Origin of the sequence: Marseilla massiliensis (assembly GCF_023336985.1) — a bacterium.
GTDB lineage: Bacteria > Bacteroidota > Bacteroidia > Bacteroidales > Bacteroidaceae > Prevotella > Prevotella intestinigallinarum.
Map to the genome: position 1 here is coordinate 1 of NZ_JAMBLP010000013.1, position 21946 is coordinate 21946.

Sequence of the window (21946 nt, forward strand, 5' to 3'; positions counted from 1 at the left end):
GTGGCAGAAGTGTGCAATAATTCTGTATTATTGGTTGACATGTTACGTTGGGCTGGTTTTTGTCGACCTGCGGCTTCCATTTTGGGATAAAAGGTTTAAATTTGCGAAAATTGTAAATTTATATAAAAACAGATATGCTCCGAGCTTCACGAAACGAAATGCTGCCGGCCCTGTTGGCCGCAACGCTCCTGCTGGCGGCGCCGGCCGGCACGGGCCTCCAGGCACGTGGCAAGAAGAAGGCCGCCGCCGCGGCCCTGGCCCTGAAAAAAGACACGGCCGACACGGCCTACGGCAAGCTGGTGAAAAACGCCACGAAGACCGCAGGGCTCTTCACCGTAATACACAACAAAAAGCAAAACAAGGTTTACTTCGAGATACCCGACTCGCTGTTTGGCAAGCACCTGCTGCTTACCAACCGCGTGGCCCGCACGAGCGACACCCACGACTTCGTGGCCGGCCAGGCCATCAACGGGCCCTTCCTGCTCATGCTGGCCAAGGACGCCCAGAAGGTGTATCTCACCGAGGTGCAGGACGGGAGCGTGGTCGGTCCGTCCGACCCCATAGCCGCGTCGTTCGGCAACAACTTCGTGAACCCCGTGTTCAAGGGGTTCAAGATAGAGGCCACCAACGGCGGCAGCGTGGTGATAGACGTCACGGCGTTTTTCGGGGCCAACGAGAAGTCGATAAGCCCCATCAAGGACAGCAGTCCGCTGGGCAAGCTGCTCGGGGGCAAGGACAACCTGAAGGGCACGTTCGTGGCCGACGCCTCGAACATACAGTCGGTCAAGGCGTTTGCCCGCAACATAGAGATAGAGACGCTCATGTCGTTCACCACCCAGCCGCTGGGCAAGCCCTACAGCGTGGTGGTGCACCGCTCGCTGGCGCTGCTGCCCGACAACCCCATGCCGCTGCGCCTGCAAGACAACCGCGTGGGCTACTTCTACACCGAGCGCAACGTATACTCGTCGGCCGAAGACCGCGTGACAAAGCAGCCGGTGATACACCGATGGAGGATTGAGCCCGACAGCGCCGACATGGCGCGCTACCTCAGGGGCGAGCTGGTTGAGCCCAAGCGCAAGATAGTGTTCTACGTAGACTCGGCCTTCCCGCCCAAGTGGCGGAGCGCCGTGAAGCAGGGCATACTCGACTGGAACGCGGCGTTCGAGGCCGCGGGCTTCAAGAACGTGATGGTGGCCCGCGACTACCCCACGCCCGCCGAAGACCCCGACTTCGACCCCGACAACATGGGCTACAACTGCGTGAAGTATGCCGCCACGCGCACGGCCAACGCCATGGGCCCGAGCCACGTCGACCCGCGCACGGGCGAGATACTCAACGCCGAGGTGATATGGTACCACAACGTGGTGAGCCTGCTCCACGACTGGCGCTTCGTGCAGACGGCGGCCGTAGACAGCCGCGTGCGCACCAAGGTGTTTGCCGACAGCCTGATGTGGGAGAGCATGCGATACGTGGCATCCCACGAGATAGGCCACACGCTGGGACTGATGCACAACATGGGCGCCAGCTTCGCCTTCCCGGTAGACTCGCTGCGCAGCCCTTCCTTCACCCGGCGCTACGGCACCACGCCCAGCATCATGGACTACGCCCGCAACAACTACATAGCACAGCCCGGCGACCTGGAGAGGGGCGTGAGGCTCACACCGCCGGTGCTCGGCGTATACGACAGCTACGCCATCAACTGGGGCTACCGCATCATACCCGGGGGCCTGGCGCCGCGGCAGGAGAAAGACACGCTCGACGCTTGGATTGCCCGCAGGGCCGGCGACCCGATGTACAGGTTCGGGGCGCAGCAGCTCATGGGCACCGTCGACCCCACCGACCAGACCGAAGACCTGGGCGACGACCACATCAAGGCCGGCGACTATGCCATAAGCAACCTGAAGATAATAATGGCCCACCTCGACGAGTGGACAAGGGAGCCCGGCGCGCGCTACGACGACATGGAAGAGATGTACGGGCAGGTGGTGGCGCAGTACAGGAGGCACGTCAACCACGTGCTGCCATACCTGGGCGGCATCGTTTACGACGAGGTGAGGCAGGGCGACGGCAAGGCCGGGCGCACCTACGTGCCGCGGGCCAGACAGCGCCAGGCCATGAGGTGGCTGGCGGGCCAGATGCGCACCTACGGCACATGGCTCACGCCGAAGGGGCTGATAGCCAACTTTGAATACGCCTACCTCAGCGACAACGACAAGATAATGGCCTCGGTGGTGCGCACCATGCTCAGCAACGGCGTGCTCTACCGCGTGAAGGAGGGCGGAATATACGACCCCGCGGGCAACTACAGTCCCGAGGCCTACCTTGACGACGCGCGGCGCGAGCTGTTCATGCCGGCCTACAGGGGCGGCCGCCTCACCGAGGCCGACAGGAAAATCATGGCCGAGGCCATCGGCGTGATGGTCAAAGCCTGCAGCGTAGACAAGAAGAAAGCCGCCGCGGCAGCCGCCCTGGCCGCCGACGCCGACGCCGACGGGGCCCCCGACGGGTTTGCGCGCATCAACTTCGGGCTGCCCACGCTATCCGACACCGAGTATGCCGTGCTCATGCACTCGGCCATGAAGCAGGTGATGAGCCTGTTCCGCCAGAGGGCCGCCACGGCCGCGGGCACCGACAGGAGCTTCTACGAATACGAGCTGCTGCTCATGCAGAACGCACTGACCAAGTAAAACTAAAGCAACAAAACAATATGCGAAAGACACTCATATCACTGCTCATGGCCGTCATCGGCATGGCTGCAGCCCACGCGCAAAGCCGCCCGGCGGGCACTGTGGCCGGGACGGTGGTAAGCCAGCAGGGCGAACCGCTCGTAGGAGCCATCATAAGGGCCAAGGACACCGGGGCCACGCTCGCCGTGACCGACATCGACGGCAAGTTTTCAATAGCACAGTCAAAGATGCCCAAGGGCGGCACGATAACCGTGAGCTCAATGGGCTTTGTGGCACAAGACGCCAAGGCGGCCGGCGCAAGGCCGCTGACCATAGTGATGCAGGAAGACGCCGCCGCGCTCAACGAGGTTGTGGTGGTGGGCTACGGCACGCAGAAGAAGACGGCGCTGACAAGCTCTGTCGAGGTGATCAAGGCCGACGTGATAAAGCAGATGCCGGCCGTCAACCTCGACCAGGCCCTGGCCGGGCAGACGGCGGGCCTGTCGGTGATGTCGTCGACGGGCGACCCGTCGTCGTCGCGCGAGGCCACCGTGCGCATACGAGGCATCTACGACCCGCCGCTGCTCGTGGTCGACGGCATACCGCGCTTCGGCACCAACACCTCGGGCGGCGAGATGAGGCTGTCAGACCTCAACCCCGACGACATTGAGAGCATATCGGTGCTCAAGGACGCTGCCGCCGCGGCCGTCTACGGGGCCAGGGCCGCCAACGGCGTTATACTCGTGCAGACCAAGCGCGGCAAGGGCTCGCAGAAGCTCCGGGTGAACTACTCGGGGCAGGTGAACGTGCAGCAGGCCACGCAGCTGCCGCACTTCCTGCCGGCATACGAGTTTGCGCAGCTCTACAACAGGGCCGTAGACAACTCGCCGGCAACAACATACAAGAAGTACACCGACGAGCAGCTCGAGGCCATACGACGCCACGACATGCCCAACGTCTACGGCGACGACGACCTGCTTGACTACCTCGACAAGACGGGATACTCGACCATGCACACCGCCTCGGTAAGCGGAGGGGGCAAGGCCGTGAGCTACTACATCTCGTTTGGCTACACATTCAACCAGGGACTGTACAGCGGCGTGAGGCGCAAGCGCTTCAACTACTCGGCAAAGCTCGACGCCGAGCTCGGAGCGGGCTTCAAGGTGGCCCTCGACATGACGGGCAACCGGTCGAACAACCACAACACGAGCTCCGCGACCATAACCAACGCCTACAGCTTCTCGCCGTTGCAGCCGCTGCGGTTCACCAACGGCGACCTGGCAAGCATCAACGGCGCCAACCCGCTCATACCCATCTACGGCATCGGGGGCTATTACGACGACGCGGCGCGCTTCCACCAGCTCTCGGCCACGCTGCGCTACGAGGCGCCGTTCCTCAAGGGCCTGTCGGCATACGTGCGCTTCACGCTCGACGACAACCACTTCCGCGACAAGTCGTTTGCCAAGCCAACGGCGCTCTACCTCTACGACGCCGAGGCCGGCGAGTACTCCGTAGACCCCAACACCGAGTACCCCCGGGCAAAGATATCGATGCAGCAGGCCGACAGGGGCATCGACAACTACCTGTATGAGGTGGGGGCCAGCTACCAGGGCACGTTTGCCGGCAAGCACGACGTGGGCCTGACGCTCGTGGCCAACTACCAGCGCTACGAGGTCAACGCCCTCACGGCCGAGAACCAAGACCTGTCGGGGGCCTACCCCGAAATACTCGGCACCACGTCGTCGGGACGCATCGTGGGCACCGAGAGCCGCAGCGAGCGCGCCTCGCTCATAGGCAGGGCCACCTACGGCTACGCCAACCGCTACTTCGTCGAGGCCAGCTTCCGGTTGGACGGCTCCACCAGGTTTACCCCCGACCACCGCTGGGGCTTCTTCCCCACGGTGTCGGCATCGTGGGTTCTCTCCAACGAGGCCTTCTTCAAAGACTGGCGCCAGGCGGTGATCTCCAACGCCAAGCTGAGGGCATCGACGGGCGTGCTGGGCGACGACGGCGCCGTGGGCGACTTCAGCTACCTGCTGAAGTATGTCTATGCCAACGGGGCCGGCTACAACATCGGCGGCAATTTCAGGCAGGGCATAACGCTCGACACGTCGAGCTTCCCCAACCCCGACCTGCAGTGGGGCAAGACGCGCGACTACAACATCGGCGTCGACCTGGGCTTCTGGGGCAACCGCATAGGGCTAACCTTCGAGCACTACTGGCGCTACCGCACCAACCTGATAACGGCGGCGCCGAGCTACACCTTCCCCCCGTCGACCGGAGTGGAGGGACTCACGCCGAGCGTCAACTTCGGAAAGGTGAAGGCATGGGGCTGGGACCTCACCCTGACACACCGCAACAGCTACGGCGACTTCAAGTATGACGTAGCCCTGACGCTGTCGCACACCACCGACAAGGTGCTCGACTACGGCGACGAGAGCACCGTGGCGCCCAACCGCAGGCGCACGGGCAGGAGAAGCCTGCTGTGGTTCATGTACGAGGCCGACGGACTGTTCAGGTCGGAGGAGGAGCTGGCGGCATACGACGTCGACCAGGACGGCCAGGGCAACGCCACGCTGGCCCCCGGTGACATAAAGTACAAAGACCAGAACGGCGACAAGAAGATAACCGACCTCGACCGCATAGCCGTGCACAACTCAAGCTACCCCGACATGAACGGGAGCCTGCGCCTGGGGGCCGGATACAAGGGTTTCTTCTTCTCCGTGATGTTCCAGGGCGTGGCCGGCTACAGGGCAAACATCACCGACTACTACACGCTCTACAGCAACAGCCTGCCAAAGTTCCAGGACTACCACATGAGAGACAGCTGGACGCCCGACAACCCCGGCGCAACCTACCCCAGGGTGAAGTTCGCCACGGCCAACGACAACAACCGCAAGGAGTCTACATTCTGGATAAAAGACTGCAACTTCGTAAGGCTGAAGTACATCAACGTAGGCTACAACTTCCCAGAGAAGCTCATCAGGCGCATCGGCATGGCCTCGGCCAGCATATCGCTCACCGCCAGCAACCTGCACACATGGACCGACCTGGAGGAGATGGACCCCGAGTCGCAACGGGGCTACCCCATACAGCGCTCTTACGGCATGAGCCTTAACATCGGCTTCTGAGCCGAAATCAACCCAATTGACACACCAACCAGACAACCCAACATGAAAAGATACATCTGTTTAGCCGCCATGGCAGCGGGCGTCCTCTTCGGGGCGACGTCATGCGACGGCCTGTTCAGCGACGCCCCCATCGACAAGCTGTCGGGGGTGAATATATGGGGCGACCGCCTGCTGCTCGACGAATACGAGAACTCCTGGTACCGCAACATGAGCAACGGCTTCTCGATATACATGCCAACCAACGGGCTCGTCAAGAGCCTGGGGCGCGACTACCCCGCGTGGTACACCGACCAGATGACGGTGAGCAAGACCACTTGGTCGAGCACATCGTACGGCGACATACTCAAGAGCAGCGACGAGGAGATATACAAGCGGGCCTACCAGTACTGGAACGCATGCTACGGCCAGCTGCGCAGCATCAACACGCTGCTTGACCACGCCGGCGAGATAACCACCCCGACGCGCGACCGCGTGCTGGGCGAGGCCCACTTCATGCGCGCATACTATTACTACCTGCTGCTGAGGCGCTACGGGGGCGTGCTGCTCGTAGACCGCGAGTACAACACCCTGAACGACCCGGCCCGCTTCCCGCGCGCAAGCTACGACGAAATGGTAGACTTCATCGTGGCCGACGCCGACGAGGCCGCCCGCCTGCTGCCGCGGCAGCACGAGAGCGCCGACGCGGGCCGGGCCACCAAGGGGGCCGCGCTCATGCTCAAGGCCAAGACCTACCTGTGGGCCGCCTCGCCCATGTTCCAGGAGCGCGACACCGCATGGCTGGGCTTCAAGGGCGACCGCAGCCGCGAGATGCTGGCCAAGGCCAAGGCCGCCTACGACGAGGTGACGGCCCTGGGCCTGTATTCGCTCGTGCCGCTTGAGGGCAGCACGCAAGACGAGATAAAAGACTCGTACCGCAAGATATTCCTGACCAAGAACTCGGCCGAGTCGATATTCGAGGTGCAGCACAACAACGACGGCAACTATGCGGCAGGGTGGGGCCACAAGCTCGACCGCGACGCGGCGTCGCCATACTTCGGCGGCACCGACTGCGCCTACGTGCCCACGCAGAACCATGTCGACGAGTACGGCATGAGGCAGGGCCAGCCCGACCCGGCACGCCCCTACAACAACCGCGACTACAGGTTCTATGCCAACGTGCTCTACGACGGATGCACCTACCGGGGCCACGTCATGGACATACACTACAGGGTCGAGGGCGGCAGGGAAGTGCCCGGCGCCGACCTCAAGCCCTACGGCACGTCGGAGACGGCGGCCGTCACCGTCACGGGCTACTACATGGGCAAGTTCGTCAACCCCGCCACCGAGATAAACAACGACCCCACCTATGCCTCAAGCCAGAACTACATCATCTGGCGCTACGCCGAGCTGCTGCTCGACTATGCCGAGATAGAGCTTAGGCTTGGCAACGCCGCCGCCGCCCTGCAAAAGGTCAACCAGGTGCGCCAGAGGGCCAAGATGCCGCCGCTGGCCGCGCTCACGTGGGATGCCTATGCCAACGAGCGCCGGGTGGAGATGGCCTTCGAGGAGACCGTCTACTGGGACATGTACCGCTGGGGCACGGCCATGGACAAGATGAACGGTGGCACCACCCCGCTCATGGGCGTGAAGATAGTGGAGCAAGAGGGCAAGCCCACGCGCTACACCTACGGCCGCGTCAACCGCTACCCCAAGCGGGTGCGGGTGTTCAGGCCAAGGCAGTTCTACTGGCCGCTGCCGTGGGACGAGGTGCGCTACCAGCACATAGAGCAGAACCCCGAGTGGGTGGAGCTCTGACGCGGGTGGCCCGCGCGGCGGCCTGCACGGCCGCCGCCGGCGCATGGCCAGGCATTGGCATAATAATCAACACAGACATACATTTAATTTTAAACGACAAGACATGAAGAAAACCTACACAATCATCGCTGCGCTCGCGCTTGCAGCCGCAGCTTATTCGCAGGATGGCGGCAACGGCCTTCCGCCAAGACTCTCACCCCAGGCCGACAATCTCTTCCAGCCGTCCGACTGCGACGAGGACGGGTGGCTGTGGTTTGACACACAGGACAAGATAGACCGCTATGTCGGCGCGGCCAACAATGAAGACGGCGCATGGCAGGTTGGCGGCAAGCTGGTGCAGCTCGGCACCACCAACTATTCGCCTTACGACGAATGCTACGCCCTGCCCGACTTCGAGGGCGTGGGCACCGACGGCACCATCGGCTCCGACGGCGCCCGCACAGGCGGCATAGCCATCCAGCCCAGCTCGGCCAACATGACGTTCAACGGCGGCTGCGTGATGTTCTACCTGCCCACGTGCAAGAAGTTTGACATGGTGCTCGCATCGGAGTCGAGCATCAAGGTGAGGCTCAAGGCCAACACCACCCCCGACGACGCCGGGCTGGCCTACACCGACTACCGCGTGGTCAACGCCAAGTACGCCACGGTGTTCGGCAAGCTGAGCGGCCCCGGGATGAAGGAGTGGTACGACCTGCAGAACCTCACCAACGGCTCCGACGACCTGAAGTTCGACACCCGCCAGCCCATGGTGGCGCTGCTTGAGAACTGCGCCAGCGACACGCTCTACCTGCAGGCCGTGCGCATCTACACCTACGAGCCCTCGACGCTCGGCATCGACGAGGTGGCCGCCCCGGGCTTAGGCATCAACATCAGCCGCCGCGCCGTGACGCTCACCGAGCCCCGCGACATATCCGTGTGCACGCTCGCCGGCGCCGTGGTGGCCTCGGCCAAGGCTGCCCGCACCCTGTCGCTGGCCTCGCTGCCCGCCGGGGCCTACATAGTCAGGGCAGGCGACAAGAGCCGCAAGGTAGTAATACGCTGACCCCGCCGGGCCATGCACAGCACAACCGCCAACAACGAATGACTATGTACCGACACCGTTTCAGCATTGCAGCCGCCACGCTGCTCGTGGCCGCGCTCTGTCCGCTCCTTCTCCGGGCAGCGTCGAGGCCGCAGATGAGCAACCTGGTGGTGTTTGTGGCCTTCCAGGACGAAGAGCCCGAGCCGTTTGTACACGACATGGCGTTTTACGAGCGCCTGTTCAACGACCCCGCGCCGGGGGCAAACTCCGTCTACGCCTACTTCAGGCACTCCTCCTACGGCAGCCTGTCGTGGACGTCGTCGTTCTGCCCCGCGCCCGCCGGCGGCAGCATACGCTTCTACCGCACCGCCATGCCCAAGGGCTACTACCAGCCTAAGGGCGAAATCAACACGCTGGGATATAGCGACGATGTTGAGGCCGCCGCGCGCGAGCAGGCCCTGGCCAAGGAGATAGGGCAGTGGCTCGACAGCAACGTGCCGGCCGACGTGAGCATCGATGCCGATGGCGACGGCTTCGTGGACAACGTCACCCTCGTCTTTGCCGGGGCGAGCGACGTCAGCAGCCGCTACAAGCTGTGGCCCCACCGCTCCGACCTCATAGCCTCGGCCGACAAGGCCGTCACCATACACGGCAAGAAGATGGTGAGCTTCATCATGGTGTTCGACCGCTCAAACGGGTTTGACATCATGCGCGACCTGCCCATCACCACCGGAGTGCTGTGCCACGAGATGTCGCACTCGCTCGGTACCTACGACCTGTACCACGCCGCCGACAGGCTGTCGCCAGTGGGCGTGTGGGACCTCATGGCCGACAACCAGGACCGTCCGCAGCAGATGCTGGCCTACACCAAGTGGCGCTACTGCCGCTGGATTGACGACATACCCGAGATATCGCAGCCAGGCACATACACGCTGCACCCCGTGGGGGGCGACGGCAGCGGCAACGTGGCCTACAGGATAAAGCCCACCGGCAGCGACGAGTACTTCGTGGTGGAATACCGCAGGCGCGAGGGCTACGACGGCAGCATACCCCGGTCGGGGCTCATCGTCTACCGCATCAACCCCGCCTACACCGGCGGCAACGTCAACTACAACGGCACCACGCGCCTCGACGAGACCTACGTGTTCCGCCCCGGAGGCACCACCACGGCCGACGGAGCCATCGCCGACGCCGCCCTGAGCAGCGACTACGGGCGCAGCTCGTTCGGCATCGACCCCTCTTTCGCCCCGTTCTACAGCAACGGCGAAAGGGCCAACTTCGCCATCGACCAGATAGGGCCCTGCGGCCCCACCATCAGCTTCAGGCTGCTCGAGGCCGCCAAGCGGGTGTATGTGGCCCGTGGCAGCCTCGACGTGTCGGCGCAGGCCGGCAGCACGGCGTCGTTTGAGCTGCAGGCCGACCAGCCGTGGCGGCTCGCCGAGGCCCCCTCGTGGCTCACCGTGACCCCGGGCGAAGGCCCCGCGGGCACAGCCACCATCACCGTCACTGCCGCCACGGCCAACGAGACGGCCCGGGGGCGCTCGGCCGACCTCGTGTTTGTGGGCACCGACGACGCCACCCAGGCCGACACCATCACCATCCGGCAGCCGTCAAACCTCATCCAGGCCCCCACGGGGCTCGAGGCCAGGCCGGCGGGGCAGGGCGTGGAGCTCGTGTGGCGGGCGCCTCTTGAGGGCGCGCCCCTGTTGGCCAACGACTTCGAGGGCGACGACAGCCTCGACGGGTGGCTCATCGAAAACAGCGACGACCGCGGGTGGCAGCGCCAGCAGAGCGGCAAGCACTCGTGGACAAAGGCCCACGGGGGCACGCGCTCCGTGTGGCTCAACTACGGCTGGGACCCCGTCAGCGAAGACCAGCGGCTCACCTCGCCGTCGTTTGCCGGCGGATCGTGGCTCACGTTCTGGTCTAAGTCTACCGCGCCGGGCAGCATTTCGCCCGTATACCACTATGTGGTCGAGGCCAGCGCCGACGGCGGGCAGACATGGCACACCGCCTTCGACCTGATAAAGGAGGGCAAGGCCAAAAACAGGTATGAGCAGATAACCGTCGACCTCGGCCCCTACCGCAGCGACAACATGAAGATACGCTTCCACGCATGGGACGAGAGCGAGGGCCTGGCCTACTGGTGGACCATCGACGACGTGGCCGTCTACCCCGAGGCCGCCGGCAGCATGGTAGAGGGCTACAACATCTACCGCGACGGCACGCTCATAGGCACGTCGGCCACAACCTCGTTTGTCGACGCGCACCCCGCCGACGGCACCAACACATACCAGGTGACGGCCCGCGGCTCGTTCGGCGAGACAATGCCCTCCGACCCCGCGGCCTTCGACGTGGCCACGGCCGTGGCTGCGACCCAAGCCGGGCCCGGGCCGGTGGTGGATTGGCGTGGCGGCGTGCTCACGGTGAGCGCGCCAGGGCTCACGGCCGTGGAGGCATATACCGCCGACGGCAGGCCGGTGGGCCGGGTGGCGCGGTGCAATGGCAGGGCCACCCTGTGGCTTCCCGGCCCCATGCCCCTGATAGTGAGGATGGTGGTGGGCGGACGGCAGATTACGCGCAAGTGCCTGCCGGCCCGTTAGCCCCCATGGTTTAACCCAACAATCAACAACAGAAATCAAAAAACAGCAAAGAATGAAAAAGATATGCATGACAGCACTGCTTGCCATGGCCGCGCTCACAGGTGCCACGGCGCAGGATGAAAAGCCCACGGTATCGTTCAAGATACCCGTGGCAGAAGGCAAGACAAAGTCGTTTGCCGTAGCCCTCAAGCCGGGGGCGGCCCCCGCCAAGATCAGGATAGACTGGGGCGACGGCAACATAGTGGAAAGCGACGTCGAGATAGCCGTCTACGACATCTACGGGGTGCCCACCAGCCTGCAGGGAAAGCCCGTGGGCACGGGCGTGGTGAGGCTCTTCGGGCCCGACATTGCCAGCCTCGACATCACGCTCAACGCCAAGCTCGACGAAGAGAAGGTGACCGAGATAGACGTGACCAACGCCCCCGAGCTGATTGACCTGACGGCAGCCTCAAACGACATCGCGGCCGTTGACTTCTCGCGCAACCCCAGGCTCGAGCGGGTGTCGCTGACAAACAACAGGCTCACGCAGGCCGACTTCAGCGCCAACCCCGACATATTGAGGATTGAGCTCATCAACAACAGTGTGTCAACCATAGCGCTGCCCGACGAGCCGAAGGTGGAATACCTGCAGCTCAACGGCAACCCGCTCGGGCGGCTCGACATTTCGGGCATGCCAAAGCTCAAGAGCCTGTATGCCGTGGGCTGCGGCCTGACGGAGTTTGTGAGCGGCGACAACACCGAGCTCAAGACCCTCTCGCTCAGCAAGAACAGCCTGACGGCGCTCGACATCACCCGCCTCACGGGGCTCGGGCTGTCAAACAAGGGAAGCCTGTCGGCAACCGACAACAAGCTCACCGAGCTTAAGTGGAGCGAGTTTCCGCGCACAGTCAACATCGACCGCAACTGCTTTGCGCTCGACAAGCTGCCAGTGCCCGAGAACACGCCGTACAAATACACCTACGGCGGGCAGACCGTGGCCGTGCCTGCCACCGTCGACGGGCAGCTCGACCTGTCGGCCCAGGCCACTCTGACGGGGCTTGCCGACGGGCCCCAGCCCACGTCGTTCACCGTGGTGGCCATGGGCGACGAGCCCGCCGAGCTGGCCGAGGGCACCGACTACACCATCGACAACGGCGTGATAACCTTCAGCCGGGCGTTCGACAGCGTGGTGGTGCGCATGTCTACCCAGGCGTTCCCGGCCACGGTGGCCGCCCCGGCTGTCACCACCCCGTTTGGCGTTGCCGTGGCCACAGCCATCTGCAAGCCGGCCGTAGCGGACGCCACGCCCCGTGAGGTGTTCAGCCTGCAGGGCGTGCCCATGGGCAGCGAGCCCGCAAGGTTGCCCAAAGGCATATATATAAGCAACGGAAAAAAGATTGTTGTGAAATAATCTTGCATGTGCCCATCGTCATCAGGAGCATTTGCCAAGCCTTGTTTGCGTTATAAATGATCATAACCCTTAAATATAGTTCGCACAAGTGCCGGGTTCGCAACCGGTTGCCGGGCTTCGACATTTACTTTGGCGCATGGCGCAACGATGGGCAGGCAGTGGTGGCGCAGGCCGCGCCGCCCGGTCCGGGGCTCGCCGGCCCCGGCCTCCGGGCCAACGGCTCAGCTGCCCGTCGGGCCCGGTGAGTCACGCTCGTCGTTGCCCGCATTCCAGCCCCCTGCAGGCCTCCCGCCTGCGGGGGGTGTTGTTTTTTATTCCGGCCGGCCGTCGGGTCGGGTTCCGTCCGGGCTGTGCCGGTGGTGCCGTCCGGCTGCCGCCTTTGCCCGGGTCGTGGCGGGCCGTGCTGCGGCAAGGCGTATGGCCGCACGCCGCCGGGCCGGCTGTGGCGCCGTGAAAGCGCTGCGTGAATGGCGTGGCTGGCCAACGCCTGCCTTGCGGCCCGTGCGCCCTCGTAGGCGCCCGCTGCCCCTGGGCTTTGCCGCCACAGGGGCGTTGCCCCGGCCCTGTTTTTTGGCAATATGTTGCAAATAGTTTTGCCGCTGTTGCAAATAGGACAGAGGACTAAAAAAAACAGAAAATATAGTGGCTGCGGCGCATTGAGTTACGCCAAAATTTACTATCTTTGCGGATATTAATATAATGAGACGGAGGAGAAGAAATAGGATAATTCTCGCGTGGGTGCTGTTGTTTACACTCATGCCGATGTGCATCGTGAAGGCCACCCACCTCCACGTTAGGAAGGGTGCCGTGGCCATGCAGGCCGCGCCCGCTGGCGCGGGCCAGAGCGTGTCGCAGTCAGACTCATGCCCCATCTGCCATTTCTTCGTGTCTCCATTCGTCGAGGCCCCCGTGCTTCGCGTTTCGTTCTGTGCCCGGCTCGTGGCTTTCTTCGTTGCCCCTCCTTGTGCGGGCGTGGTGAAAGCCGGCGTGCTTGCGGCCTCGCTGCGTGCCCCTCCGTCGGGCCTTCTCGGCTAATCAGCCTTGCGGCCCGGCCGGCCCCGAGCGCCATGGTTGCCATATCTTGCCGCACCCATGGCCGTTGCCGCCTTTGGCGGTGCCGGCGCTGATTGCCATGGCGGTGGCCCCTTGCCCCGCCCGGCGTTGACGGCCGCCCCCAATCCGTAACACATTTTAATTTCATCAAGATGGAAAGGAAGATAGCAATGGCTGCGCTTCCCTTCTTCATCCTGCCATGCCGTGCGCTGTGCCCGGCCGGAATGCCGGCCCCGGCGGCGGTGCGTGGCGGTGCCGTGGCCGTGGTTGCCGACACTGTCGGCGAGCCTCCGGTGGGTCGCAGCGTAACCCTGGGTGAAGTGGTGGTAGGCGGCAGCACAGGTGCCACCGGCGTGCAGATGCGCTCGGCGCTCAACACCGTCGGTGCCGACAGCCGTTACATTGAAGACAACTTTGGCGGCTCGCTCATGCAGAGCCTGTCGGGCCTGCCCGGCGTGAGGGCCATGTCGATAGGCTCGGGCAGCTCGAAGCCCATGATCAGGGGCCTTGGCTTCAACCGCGTGGTGGTGGCCGAGAACGGCATGAAGCACGAGGGCCAGCAGTGGGGCGACGACCACGGGCTCGAGGCCGACCAGTATGCCGTCGACAGGGTAGAGGTGATAAAGGGCCCGGCCGCCCTTGCCTACGGCTCCGACGCCATTGGCGGTGTGATCGACCTGCACAGCGACGCGCCCCCGCAGTCGCGTTTCGGCGGGCGGCTCCGGCTCTTCGCCCGCACGAACAACGAGTCGGTGGGCACGTCGCTCAGGGTCGAGGGCCGCGGCCGCCGCCTATGGTACAAGGCCGACGCCACCCTCGTGAGCTACGCCGACTATGGCATACCGGCCGACAGCATCAGGTATCACTCATACTACATCAGGCTGCACCGCCGCCGGCTGCGCAACACCGCCGGCCGCGAGGCCGACGCCAGCCTGGCCGCGGGCTTCGAGTCGGGGCCGTGGCGGGCCTTTGTGCGCGTGGCCGCCGTCAGCACCCGCAGCGGCTACTTCGCCAACGCCCACGGGCTGGAGGTGATGCTGTCTGACATCGACTACGACAGATCGCGCCGCGACATTGACCTGCCCTCACAGACGGCCCTGCACCTCTCGGCCACGGCACGCGCCGGGCGCAGCTGGGCCGGGGGCGGCGCCGAGGCCTGCCTCGGGTGGCAGGCCAACAGCAGGCGAGAACGCTCCGAGCCCGTGTCTCACGGCTACATGCCCAAGCCGCCCGGCACGCTCGAGCGCAGCTTCGACAAGCACACGCTCACCGCCACGGCCACTGTGCGCCAGCAGGTGGGCATGTGTGCAGTGAGGGCGGGGGCCGCCATCGAGCGCCAGGTCAACCGGCGCGGCGGCTGGGGCTTCATACTGCCCGACTTCGAGCAACTGGGCTTCGGGGCGTTTGTGGCCGGGCGCCTGGTGCTGGGCACCGACCTCATATTGAGCGCTGGCGTGCGCTTCGACTGCGGCTCGGTGGGCATACACAGTTACCGCGACTGGTACAAGACGCCCGTCGACGGGGCCGATTCGGTTTTCATGGAGCGCTCGGCCGGGCTCAACCGTTGGTTTTCGGCCGTCACGTGGTCGGTGGGCGTCAACCGCAGGCTGGGCCGTCTTGTGCTCAAGGCCAACGCCGGCAAGGGCTTCCGCATGCCCATAGCCAAGGAGCTGGGCACCGACGGCGTCAACTACAGCATCTTCCGCTATGAGCGGGGCAACGCCTCGCTCGCCCCCGAGGTGTCTTACCAGGCCGACGCCGGGGTGGTCTATGCCCACAGGGGTGTCGAGGCCTCGCTCACGCCATACGTCAACTACTTTCCCAACTACATCTGCCTCAACCCCACGCCAGAATACCTTGAGGGCCTGCAGCTCTACCGCTACACCCAGGGCCGCGTGCTGCGCTGGGGCGGCGAGGCCTCGCTGTCGTGGCGCCTGGTTGACTGGCTTGAGCTCGGCGCCGGCGGCGAGTATCTGTGGGCCCGCCAGCTCTCGGGCGACAAGAAGGGCTACACGCTGCCTTTCTCGGCCCCGTGGCGGGTTAGCTGCGGCCTGCGCTTCATGTGGGGCGGGGGCCGCCGGGCGGGCGGGGGCCATGCCTCGGCCGAGTTTGTGGCCGTGGGCGCCCAGCGCCGGGTGGTGCCGCCCGAGGAACCCACCGCCGGCCATTGCCTGGTCAACGTGGCCGTGGGTCAGGCTGTGGCGGTGGCGGGCCACAGCCTGCACATCACGCTGCGCTGCGACAACCTGCTGGGCAGCCGCTACTACGACCACACCAGCTACTACCGCCTGATTGGCGTGCCCGAGCCGGGGCGCAGTTTCGCGCTCATGGCCTCGTGGGCGCTGTGAGCCGCGCAAGTGGCTCGGTCACAGCCGTTTGCAAAACGGCCCCCGCGGCCTTGCCAAACGGCCCGCGCTGCACGGCCGCCGAGCCCGTTTGGCGGCGCAAAACGGCACGCCGGGAGCGGCCGGGGGCGGGCGTTGTCCGCCGCCGGGGCTGCAACGAATGCAAAAACCCTAATCAACCATAGTTATTAACCGGATGGTTTGCATCCACAAAAAAAGAAAAGAGATGAAGAAAAGTTTAGTTTTCGCAGCGTCAATGCTGCTGAGCGTGTTAGTGTTTGGCCTGGCCTCGTGTGACAACGACGACGATGCAGCCAAGGTGAAAAAGCCTGTGGTGGAGCTCACCGAAGTGGGGGCGGGCAACAGCGGCGAGGTGACGGCCGGCTCCGACCTGCACCTCGAGGCCGAGGCCGAAGCCGAGGGAGGCATAGCCCGCATAGACATGACCCTGACCCCCGAGGGCGGCAAGGCGCCACGGCTGGCCGCGGCCTGGGCCGAGGGCAAGTATGTGGGTGTGCGCAACGCCGACTTCCACGAGCATGTGGACATACCGGCCGACATGCCCGCAGGCCGCTACAGGCTTGTGCTGACCGTGACCGACAAGGCAGGGCAGTCGGCTTCGGCCACGGCCGTGCTCACCGTCAGGGAACCGTCGGCAGGCAAGTTGTCGGCAAGCATAGTCGAGGTGGGCAAGGACAACTCGATGAAGGCGGTGGCCGGCGGCGAGCTGCACCTTGAGGCCGAGGTGAACGCGCCAAGCGGGATAGCGGCCATAGAGGTGGAACTGCACAACGGCGCCGCCGGATACGAAAAGACGTTTGAGTTTGCCGGTAAGTATGTGGGCAAGACAAGCGCCATGTTCCACGAGCACATTGCCGTGCCGGCCGACGCCCCGGCGGGCGAATACCACCTGCACTTTACCGTCACCGACGCTGAAGGCAACTCTGTGACCGAAGAGGCCGAGGGGCTTGTGGTGACAAGGAAATGAACCGCGGCCGGCCCGCGCCGCTGCTGGCGCGGGCCGGCGGCACAACAACAAAACGTTATGAAAACCAGGAATATATGTCATTTGGTATGCGCCGCGCTGATGGCGGCGGCATGCTCTGCCGCCGACGAGGCCGAGGCCGACCTCGAGAAACCCGTGATTGCCAGTGGGGCGGTGGCCTCGCCGGCCGACTGCCAGGTGTACCACAGGGGCGAGACGGTGGCTGTGCGCTATGTGTTTTCCGACAATGTGGAGCTCGGCAACTACAACATCGAGGTGCACAACAACTTTGACCACCATTCGCACTCTACATCGGCGGGCGACTGCGACTTCGACCCAAAGAAGCAACCCGTGAGGCCATGGGTATACAACCGGTCGTTCGCCATTCCCGACGGAAGCCGCCGCTATGAGGCGAAGGTAGATATCGACATACCCGCCGACATCGACACGGGCGACTACCACTTCATGGTGCGCGTTACCGACAAGGCCGGCTGGCAGCAGCTTAAGGCCGTGAGCATAAAGATTACAGACGGTGCCTACTGACCTGCGGGCGGCCTTTCCGGCCATGCTGCCACCAGGGCGGCGCGCCGGAGGGCCGACCCAAGCAGGCCCGTTGGGCGGAATGAAAAAAAAGAGACGCATCCTTGTGGATGCGTCTCTTTGCTTGTTGTGACTCCGATGGGATTCAAACCCGTAACCTTCTGATCCGTAGTCAGATGCTCTATTCAGTTGAGCTACGGAGCCAACGCTTTGTTTGCGCCTCATTTCTGAATTGCGGTGCAAAGGTACGCAGTTTTTTTTGAACGGCCAAACATTTTCGCCAAAAAAATGCCGCGGCACTCAAAAAAAGTGCGTTTTAGCCTGTTTTTTGCCCTCTGTGCCCGGTTTTGCATGTCTTCGTGCCTCTTTTTCCATGGCTTCGTGCTTTCTTTTCCATGGCTCCTTGCTTCATTGTTCATGGCTATGTACTTCATTGTTCATGGCTATGTGCCACCCTTTGCGTATTTCTTTGCAGCCGTGTGCCCGCCTCTGCGGCCTTGGTCATGATGCTTTGTGTCTACGGCCGGACAGGCCGGTGGCGCCCGGCCCGTTGTGCACCCGCATACTCCGGTGAACGCAAACAGCGTTGCAGCCCGCCTCTTGACCGTGGGCAGATTCCGTTTTTTTTGCGCCTACGGTCAAGTCTGTGTCCATTTTTTTTGCCGTTTAGTCTTTTTGGGCTATCTTTGCAAGACGTATAAAAGTAAAAAAGTGAAAAGATAATAAATAAAAAAGGTAAAAGTGAAAAAGGGCTGCGCCATGCCGCAAGTTGCCGTTGGCAATGGCTGATGCTGCCCCAGGCTAAGGGTTAAGTATTAAGAATAAAGGATTAAGGATTAAGAAAGGGCTGTGCGGTGTGAGCGTAAGGCGACGGAAAAGGCTGATGTCTGCGCATCCAAGTTATTAAGAATAAAGGATTAAGGATTAAGAAAGGGCTGCGCGGTAACAACAGAATGCTGTAGAAAGGGCAAATGTCTGCGCATCCAAGTTATTAAGAATAAAGGATTAAGGATTAAGAAAGGGTTGCGCGGTGTGAGCGTAAGGCGACGGAAAAGGCAAATGTCTGCACTCCCGTACTCCGGCACTCCAGCATACAGATGCTGATGTCTGCGCCCCTGCACTCCTGCATCCCGATGCAAATGTCTGCACTTCTGTACTCCTGCACTCCAGCATACTGCTGCAAATGTCTGTACTCCAGTACTCCTGCACTCCAGCATACTGTAGCAAATGTCTGCACTTCAGTACTCCTGCACTCCAGCATACTTCTGCAAATGTCTGTACTTCTGTACTCCTGCACTCCTGCATACTGCTGCAAATGTCTGCACTTCTGTACTCCTGCACTCCTGCATACTGTAGCAAATGTCTGAACTCCTGTACTCCTGAACTCCTAATAAAAAAAGAATAGAGCAATGGTTTTAAACTATATCTGGATATCGTTCTTCGTCATAGCCTTCGCCATTGGCGTGGTGAAACTGGTTCTGATGGGCGACACCGGCGTGTTTCCCGCCATGATCGACTCCACGTTCGCCTCGTCGAAGACAGCCTTCGAGATATCTCTCGGGCTCACGGGCGTGCTCTCGCTCTGGCTCGGCATCATGAAGATAGGCGAGCGTGGCGGAGTGGTTGACGCGCTGTCGCGGTTGCTCAGCCCAGTGTTCACGCGCCTGTTTCCCGACATACCCAAGGGCCACCCGGCCACCGGCAGCATCTTCATGAACATTGCCGCCAACATGCTTGGCCTCGACAACGCCGCCACACCGCTGGGCCTGAGGGCCATGGAGCAGCTGCAGGGGCTCAACCCGCGCAAGGACACGGCCACCAACCCCATGATAATGTTCCTCGTGCTCAACACGAGCGGGCTCACCATCATACCCGTGAGCATACTCGTCTACCGCGCGCAGATGGGTGCCGGGCAGCCCACCGACGTGTTCATACCCATACTCCTGGCCACGTTCTTCTCAACCCTGGCGGGCATTGTGGCCACCAGCATCTACCAGCGCATCAACCTGCTCAACCGCACGCTGCTGCTCACGCTTGGCGGCATGTGCGTGGCCGTGGCCGCGGTGATATGGGGTTTCGGCCAGATGGACAAAGACCGGATGAACCTTGTGAGCACAAGCGTGGCCAACATACTGCTGATGACCATCATCGTGGCGTTCATACTGGCCGGCGTGCGTAGGCGGGTCAACGTCTACGACGCCTTTATCGAGGGAGCCAAGGAGGGCTTTACCACCGCCGTGCGCATCATTCCCTACCTCGTGGCCATACTCGTGGGCATCGGCGTGTTCCGTGCCTCGGGGGCCATGGACATGATTGTGGGCGGCGTGAGATGGGCCGTCGAGGCCTGCGGAGGCAACAGTGACTTTGTGGGGGCACTGCCCACGGCGCTCATGAAACCCCTGTCGGGCAGCGGGGCGCGGGGCATGATGGTCGACGCCATGGCCACCTACGGCCCCGACTCGTTTGTGGGCAGGCTGAGCTGCATATTCCAGGGCTCTACCGACACCACGTTTTACATCCTCGCCGTTTACTTCGGCAGCGTGGGCATACGTTACACCCGCCATGCCGTGGCGTGCGGACTGCTGGCCGACCTGGCCGGTGTCGTCGCCGCCATAGGTGTGTGCTACATGTTCTTTTAGAATTAATGATTGAATTAAGTATTAAGTATTAAGAATTAAGGATTAAGAAAGGGCTGCGCGGTGTCAACAGAAGGTTGTGGGAAAGACTAATGTCTGCACTCCCGCACTCCAGGCCCCTGCATTCCGATGCAAATGTCTGCACTCCTGTACTCCTGCACTCCTGCATTCCGATGCAAATGTCTGCACTGCAGTACTCCTGCACTCCTGCATCCCGATGCAAATGTCTGCACTCCCGTACTCCTGACTCCTGCATTCTCAAGAATATAGAAAAAGTATGGCAAACTTAAAGTCATTGGCCAAGGATACGGCCATCTACGGACTGTCGAGCATAGTTGGTAGGTTTCTCAACTACCTGCTCGTGCCACTCTACACAGCCAAGCTGTCGGCCGAGAGCGGCGGTTACGGTGTGATAACCAACATGTATGCCTACACGGCCCTGTTGCTTGTCATACTCACCTACGGCATGGAGACCACCTTCTTCCGCTTTGCCAACAAAGAGGGCGAAGACCCACAGCGCGTCTACTCCACCATCCTCATAAGCGTGGGAGCCACCTCGGCCGCCTTCGTGGCGCTGGTGCTGGCCTTCATCGGGCCGCTGTCGGCCTTCATGGGCTACGCCGACCATCCGTCGTACGTGTGGGTGATGGCCATGACCGTGGCCATCGACGCCTTCCAGTGCATACCGTTCGCCTACCTCAGGTACATGAAGCGCCCAGTAAAGTTTGCGGCCCTCAAGCTGCTCTTCATCGTGGTTAACATAGCCCTCAACCTGTTTTGCTTCATCGCCCTGCCCCACATCACGGGCAGGCCCACCGACGTTGGCTACGCCTTCTACATCAACCTGGCCTGCACGGCCGGCATAACGCTGTGCTTCCGCCGCGAGCTCACCGGCTTCGGCTATGTGTTCGACCGCCGCCTGATGGGCCGCATGCTGTCCTACGGATGGCCGGTGCTCGTGCTGGGCATTGCCGGCATACTCAACCAGACGGCCGACAAGATACTCTTCCCATACATCTACGACGCCCCCGACGCCCACCAGCAGCTGGGCATCTACGGCGCCGCGTCGAAGGTGGCCATGGTCATGGCCATGATAACCCAGGCCTTCCGCTATGCCTACGAGCCCTTCGTGTTCGGCAAGTCGCGCGACAGCGACAACCGCGACACCTACGCCCGGGCCATGAAGTTCTTCGTGATATTCACGCTGATGGCCTTCCTCGTGGTCGTGGGATACATAGGGCTGCTCAAGTTCATCATAGCCCGCGACTACTGGGGCGGGCTGCGCGTGGTGCCCATAGTGATGGCGGCCGAGATAATGATGGGCGTTTACTTCAACCTGTCGTTCTGGTACAAGCTCACCGACCGCACCGTGTGGGGGGCCTGGTTCTCGGGGGCGGGCTGCGTGGTGCTCATCGCCGTCAACGTGGTCTTCGTGCCGCGCTACGGCTACATGGCCTGCGCGTGGGCCGGGGTGGCGGGCTACGCCACGGCCATGCTGCTCAGTTACTTCGTAGGCCAGCGCTATTACCCCATCAGCTATCCCCTGGGCCGCATCTTCTCATACGTGGCCCTGGCGGCCGTGCTCTACGCCGGCATGGCCCAGGCCAACGCCCGGCTGCCCCTGGCGGCTGCCTTGGCGGTGAACACGGCGCTCATAGCCGTGTTCGTGGCCTACACCATTTGGCGCGACTTTCCCCTCGGGGCGCTGCCCGTGGTGGGCCGGAGGCTTGCCCGCGGCAAGGGAACCGACAACGACAATACCCAAGACAATAAATAAACAAT

Annotated in this window: 13 protein-coding genes and 1 tRNA gene; 12 read left to right on the plus strand and 2 right to left on the minus strand. The window is 62.8% G+C overall.

Annotated features, from left to right (window positions below; genetic code table 11):
• Positions 1-134 precede the first annotated feature (134 nt).
• The 10 genes from M3089_RS09855 (at position 135) to M3089_RS09900 (ending at position 17531) form a co-directional block, all read left to right on the plus strand.
• A complete protein-coding gene (locus M3089_RS09855) occupies positions 135-2687 on the plus strand; it encodes a zinc-dependent metalloprotease (RefSeq protein ID WP_249083782.1) in 2553 nt (850 codons plus the stop codon).
• A gap of 20 nt (positions 2688-2707) precedes the next feature.
• Positions 2708-5797, plus strand: coding sequence for a SusC/RagA family TonB-linked outer membrane protein (locus M3089_RS09860; RefSeq protein ID WP_249083783.1), 3090 nt, complete (start codon positions 2708-2710; stop codon positions 5795-5797).
• 42 nt (positions 5798-5839) lie between these two features.
• Positions 5840-7591: a RagB/SusD family nutrient uptake outer membrane protein gene (locus M3089_RS09865; RefSeq protein ID WP_249083784.1), complete on the plus strand. Its 1752-nt coding sequence runs from the start codon at positions 5840-5842 to the stop codon at positions 7589-7591.
• 103 nt (positions 7592-7694) lie between these two features.
• The gene (locus M3089_RS09870) at positions 7695-8633 is read left to right on the plus strand and encodes a hypothetical protein (RefSeq protein ID WP_249083785.1); all 939 of its coding nucleotides are present in this window, start codon (positions 7695-7697) and stop codon (positions 8631-8633) included.
• Positions 8634-8671: 38 nt separating this feature from the next.
• Entirely contained in the window at positions 8672-11215 is a 2544-nt protein-coding gene (locus tag M3089_RS09875) for a M6 family metalloprotease domain-containing protein (RefSeq protein WP_249083787.1), read from the plus strand.
• Positions 11216-11267: 52 nt separating this feature from the next.
• Entirely contained in the window at positions 11268-12605 is a 1338-nt protein-coding gene (locus tag M3089_RS09880; RefSeq protein ID WP_249083788.1) for a leucine-rich repeat domain-containing protein, read from the plus strand.
• Between the two features lie 699 nt (positions 12606-13304).
• On the plus strand, positions 13305-13640 hold the full coding sequence (locus M3089_RS09885; protein WP_249083789.1) for a hypothetical protein: 336 nt from the start codon (positions 13305-13307) through the stop codon (positions 13638-13640).
• Positions 13641-13810: 170 nt separating this feature from the next.
• The gene (locus tag M3089_RS09890) at positions 13811-16006 is read left to right on the plus strand and encodes a TonB-dependent receptor (protein ID WP_249083791.1); all 2196 of its coding nucleotides are present in this window, start codon (positions 13811-13813) and stop codon (positions 16004-16006) included.
• Positions 16007-16229: 223 nt separating this feature from the next.
• A complete protein-coding gene (locus M3089_RS09895) occupies positions 16230-16991 on the plus strand; it encodes a DUF4625 domain-containing protein (protein ID WP_249083794.1) in 762 nt (253 codons plus the stop codon).
• A gap of 57 nt (positions 16992-17048) precedes the next feature.
• Positions 17049-17531, plus strand: a complete 483-nt coding sequence (locus M3089_RS09900; protein WP_249083796.1) for a DUF4625 domain-containing protein — start codon at positions 17049-17051, stop codon at positions 17529-17531.
• Between the two features lie 127 nt (positions 17532-17658).
• On the opposite strand, the gene M3089_RS09905 is transcribed toward M3089_RS09900, so the two are convergent.
• Both M3089_RS09905 and M3089_RS09910 read right to left on the minus strand, forming a co-directional pair.
• Positions 17659-17732, minus strand: a tRNA-Arg gene (locus M3089_RS09905).
• Between the two features lie 17 nt (positions 17733-17749).
• Entirely contained in the window at positions 17750-17962 is a 213-nt protein-coding gene (locus M3089_RS09910; protein ID WP_249083798.1) for a hypothetical protein, read from the minus strand.
• Positions 17963-18937: 975 nt separating this feature from the next.
• On the opposite strand from M3089_RS09910, the gene M3089_RS09915 reads away from it, so the two are divergent.
• Both M3089_RS09915 and M3089_RS09920 read left to right on the plus strand, forming a co-directional pair.
• Positions 18938-20167 carry a nucleoside recognition domain-containing protein gene (locus tag M3089_RS09915; protein WP_249083800.1) on the plus strand — a complete coding sequence of 410 codons (1230 nt, stop codon included), beginning with the start codon at positions 18938-18940 and terminating at the stop codon, positions 20165-20167.
• A gap of 274 nt (positions 20168-20441) precedes the next feature.
• Positions 20442-21941: an oligosaccharide flippase family protein gene (locus tag M3089_RS09920; protein ID WP_249083802.1), complete on the plus strand. Its 1500-nt coding sequence runs from the start codon at positions 20442-20444 to the stop codon at positions 21939-21941.
• The last annotated feature ends 5 nt before the right edge of the window (positions 21942-21946 follow it).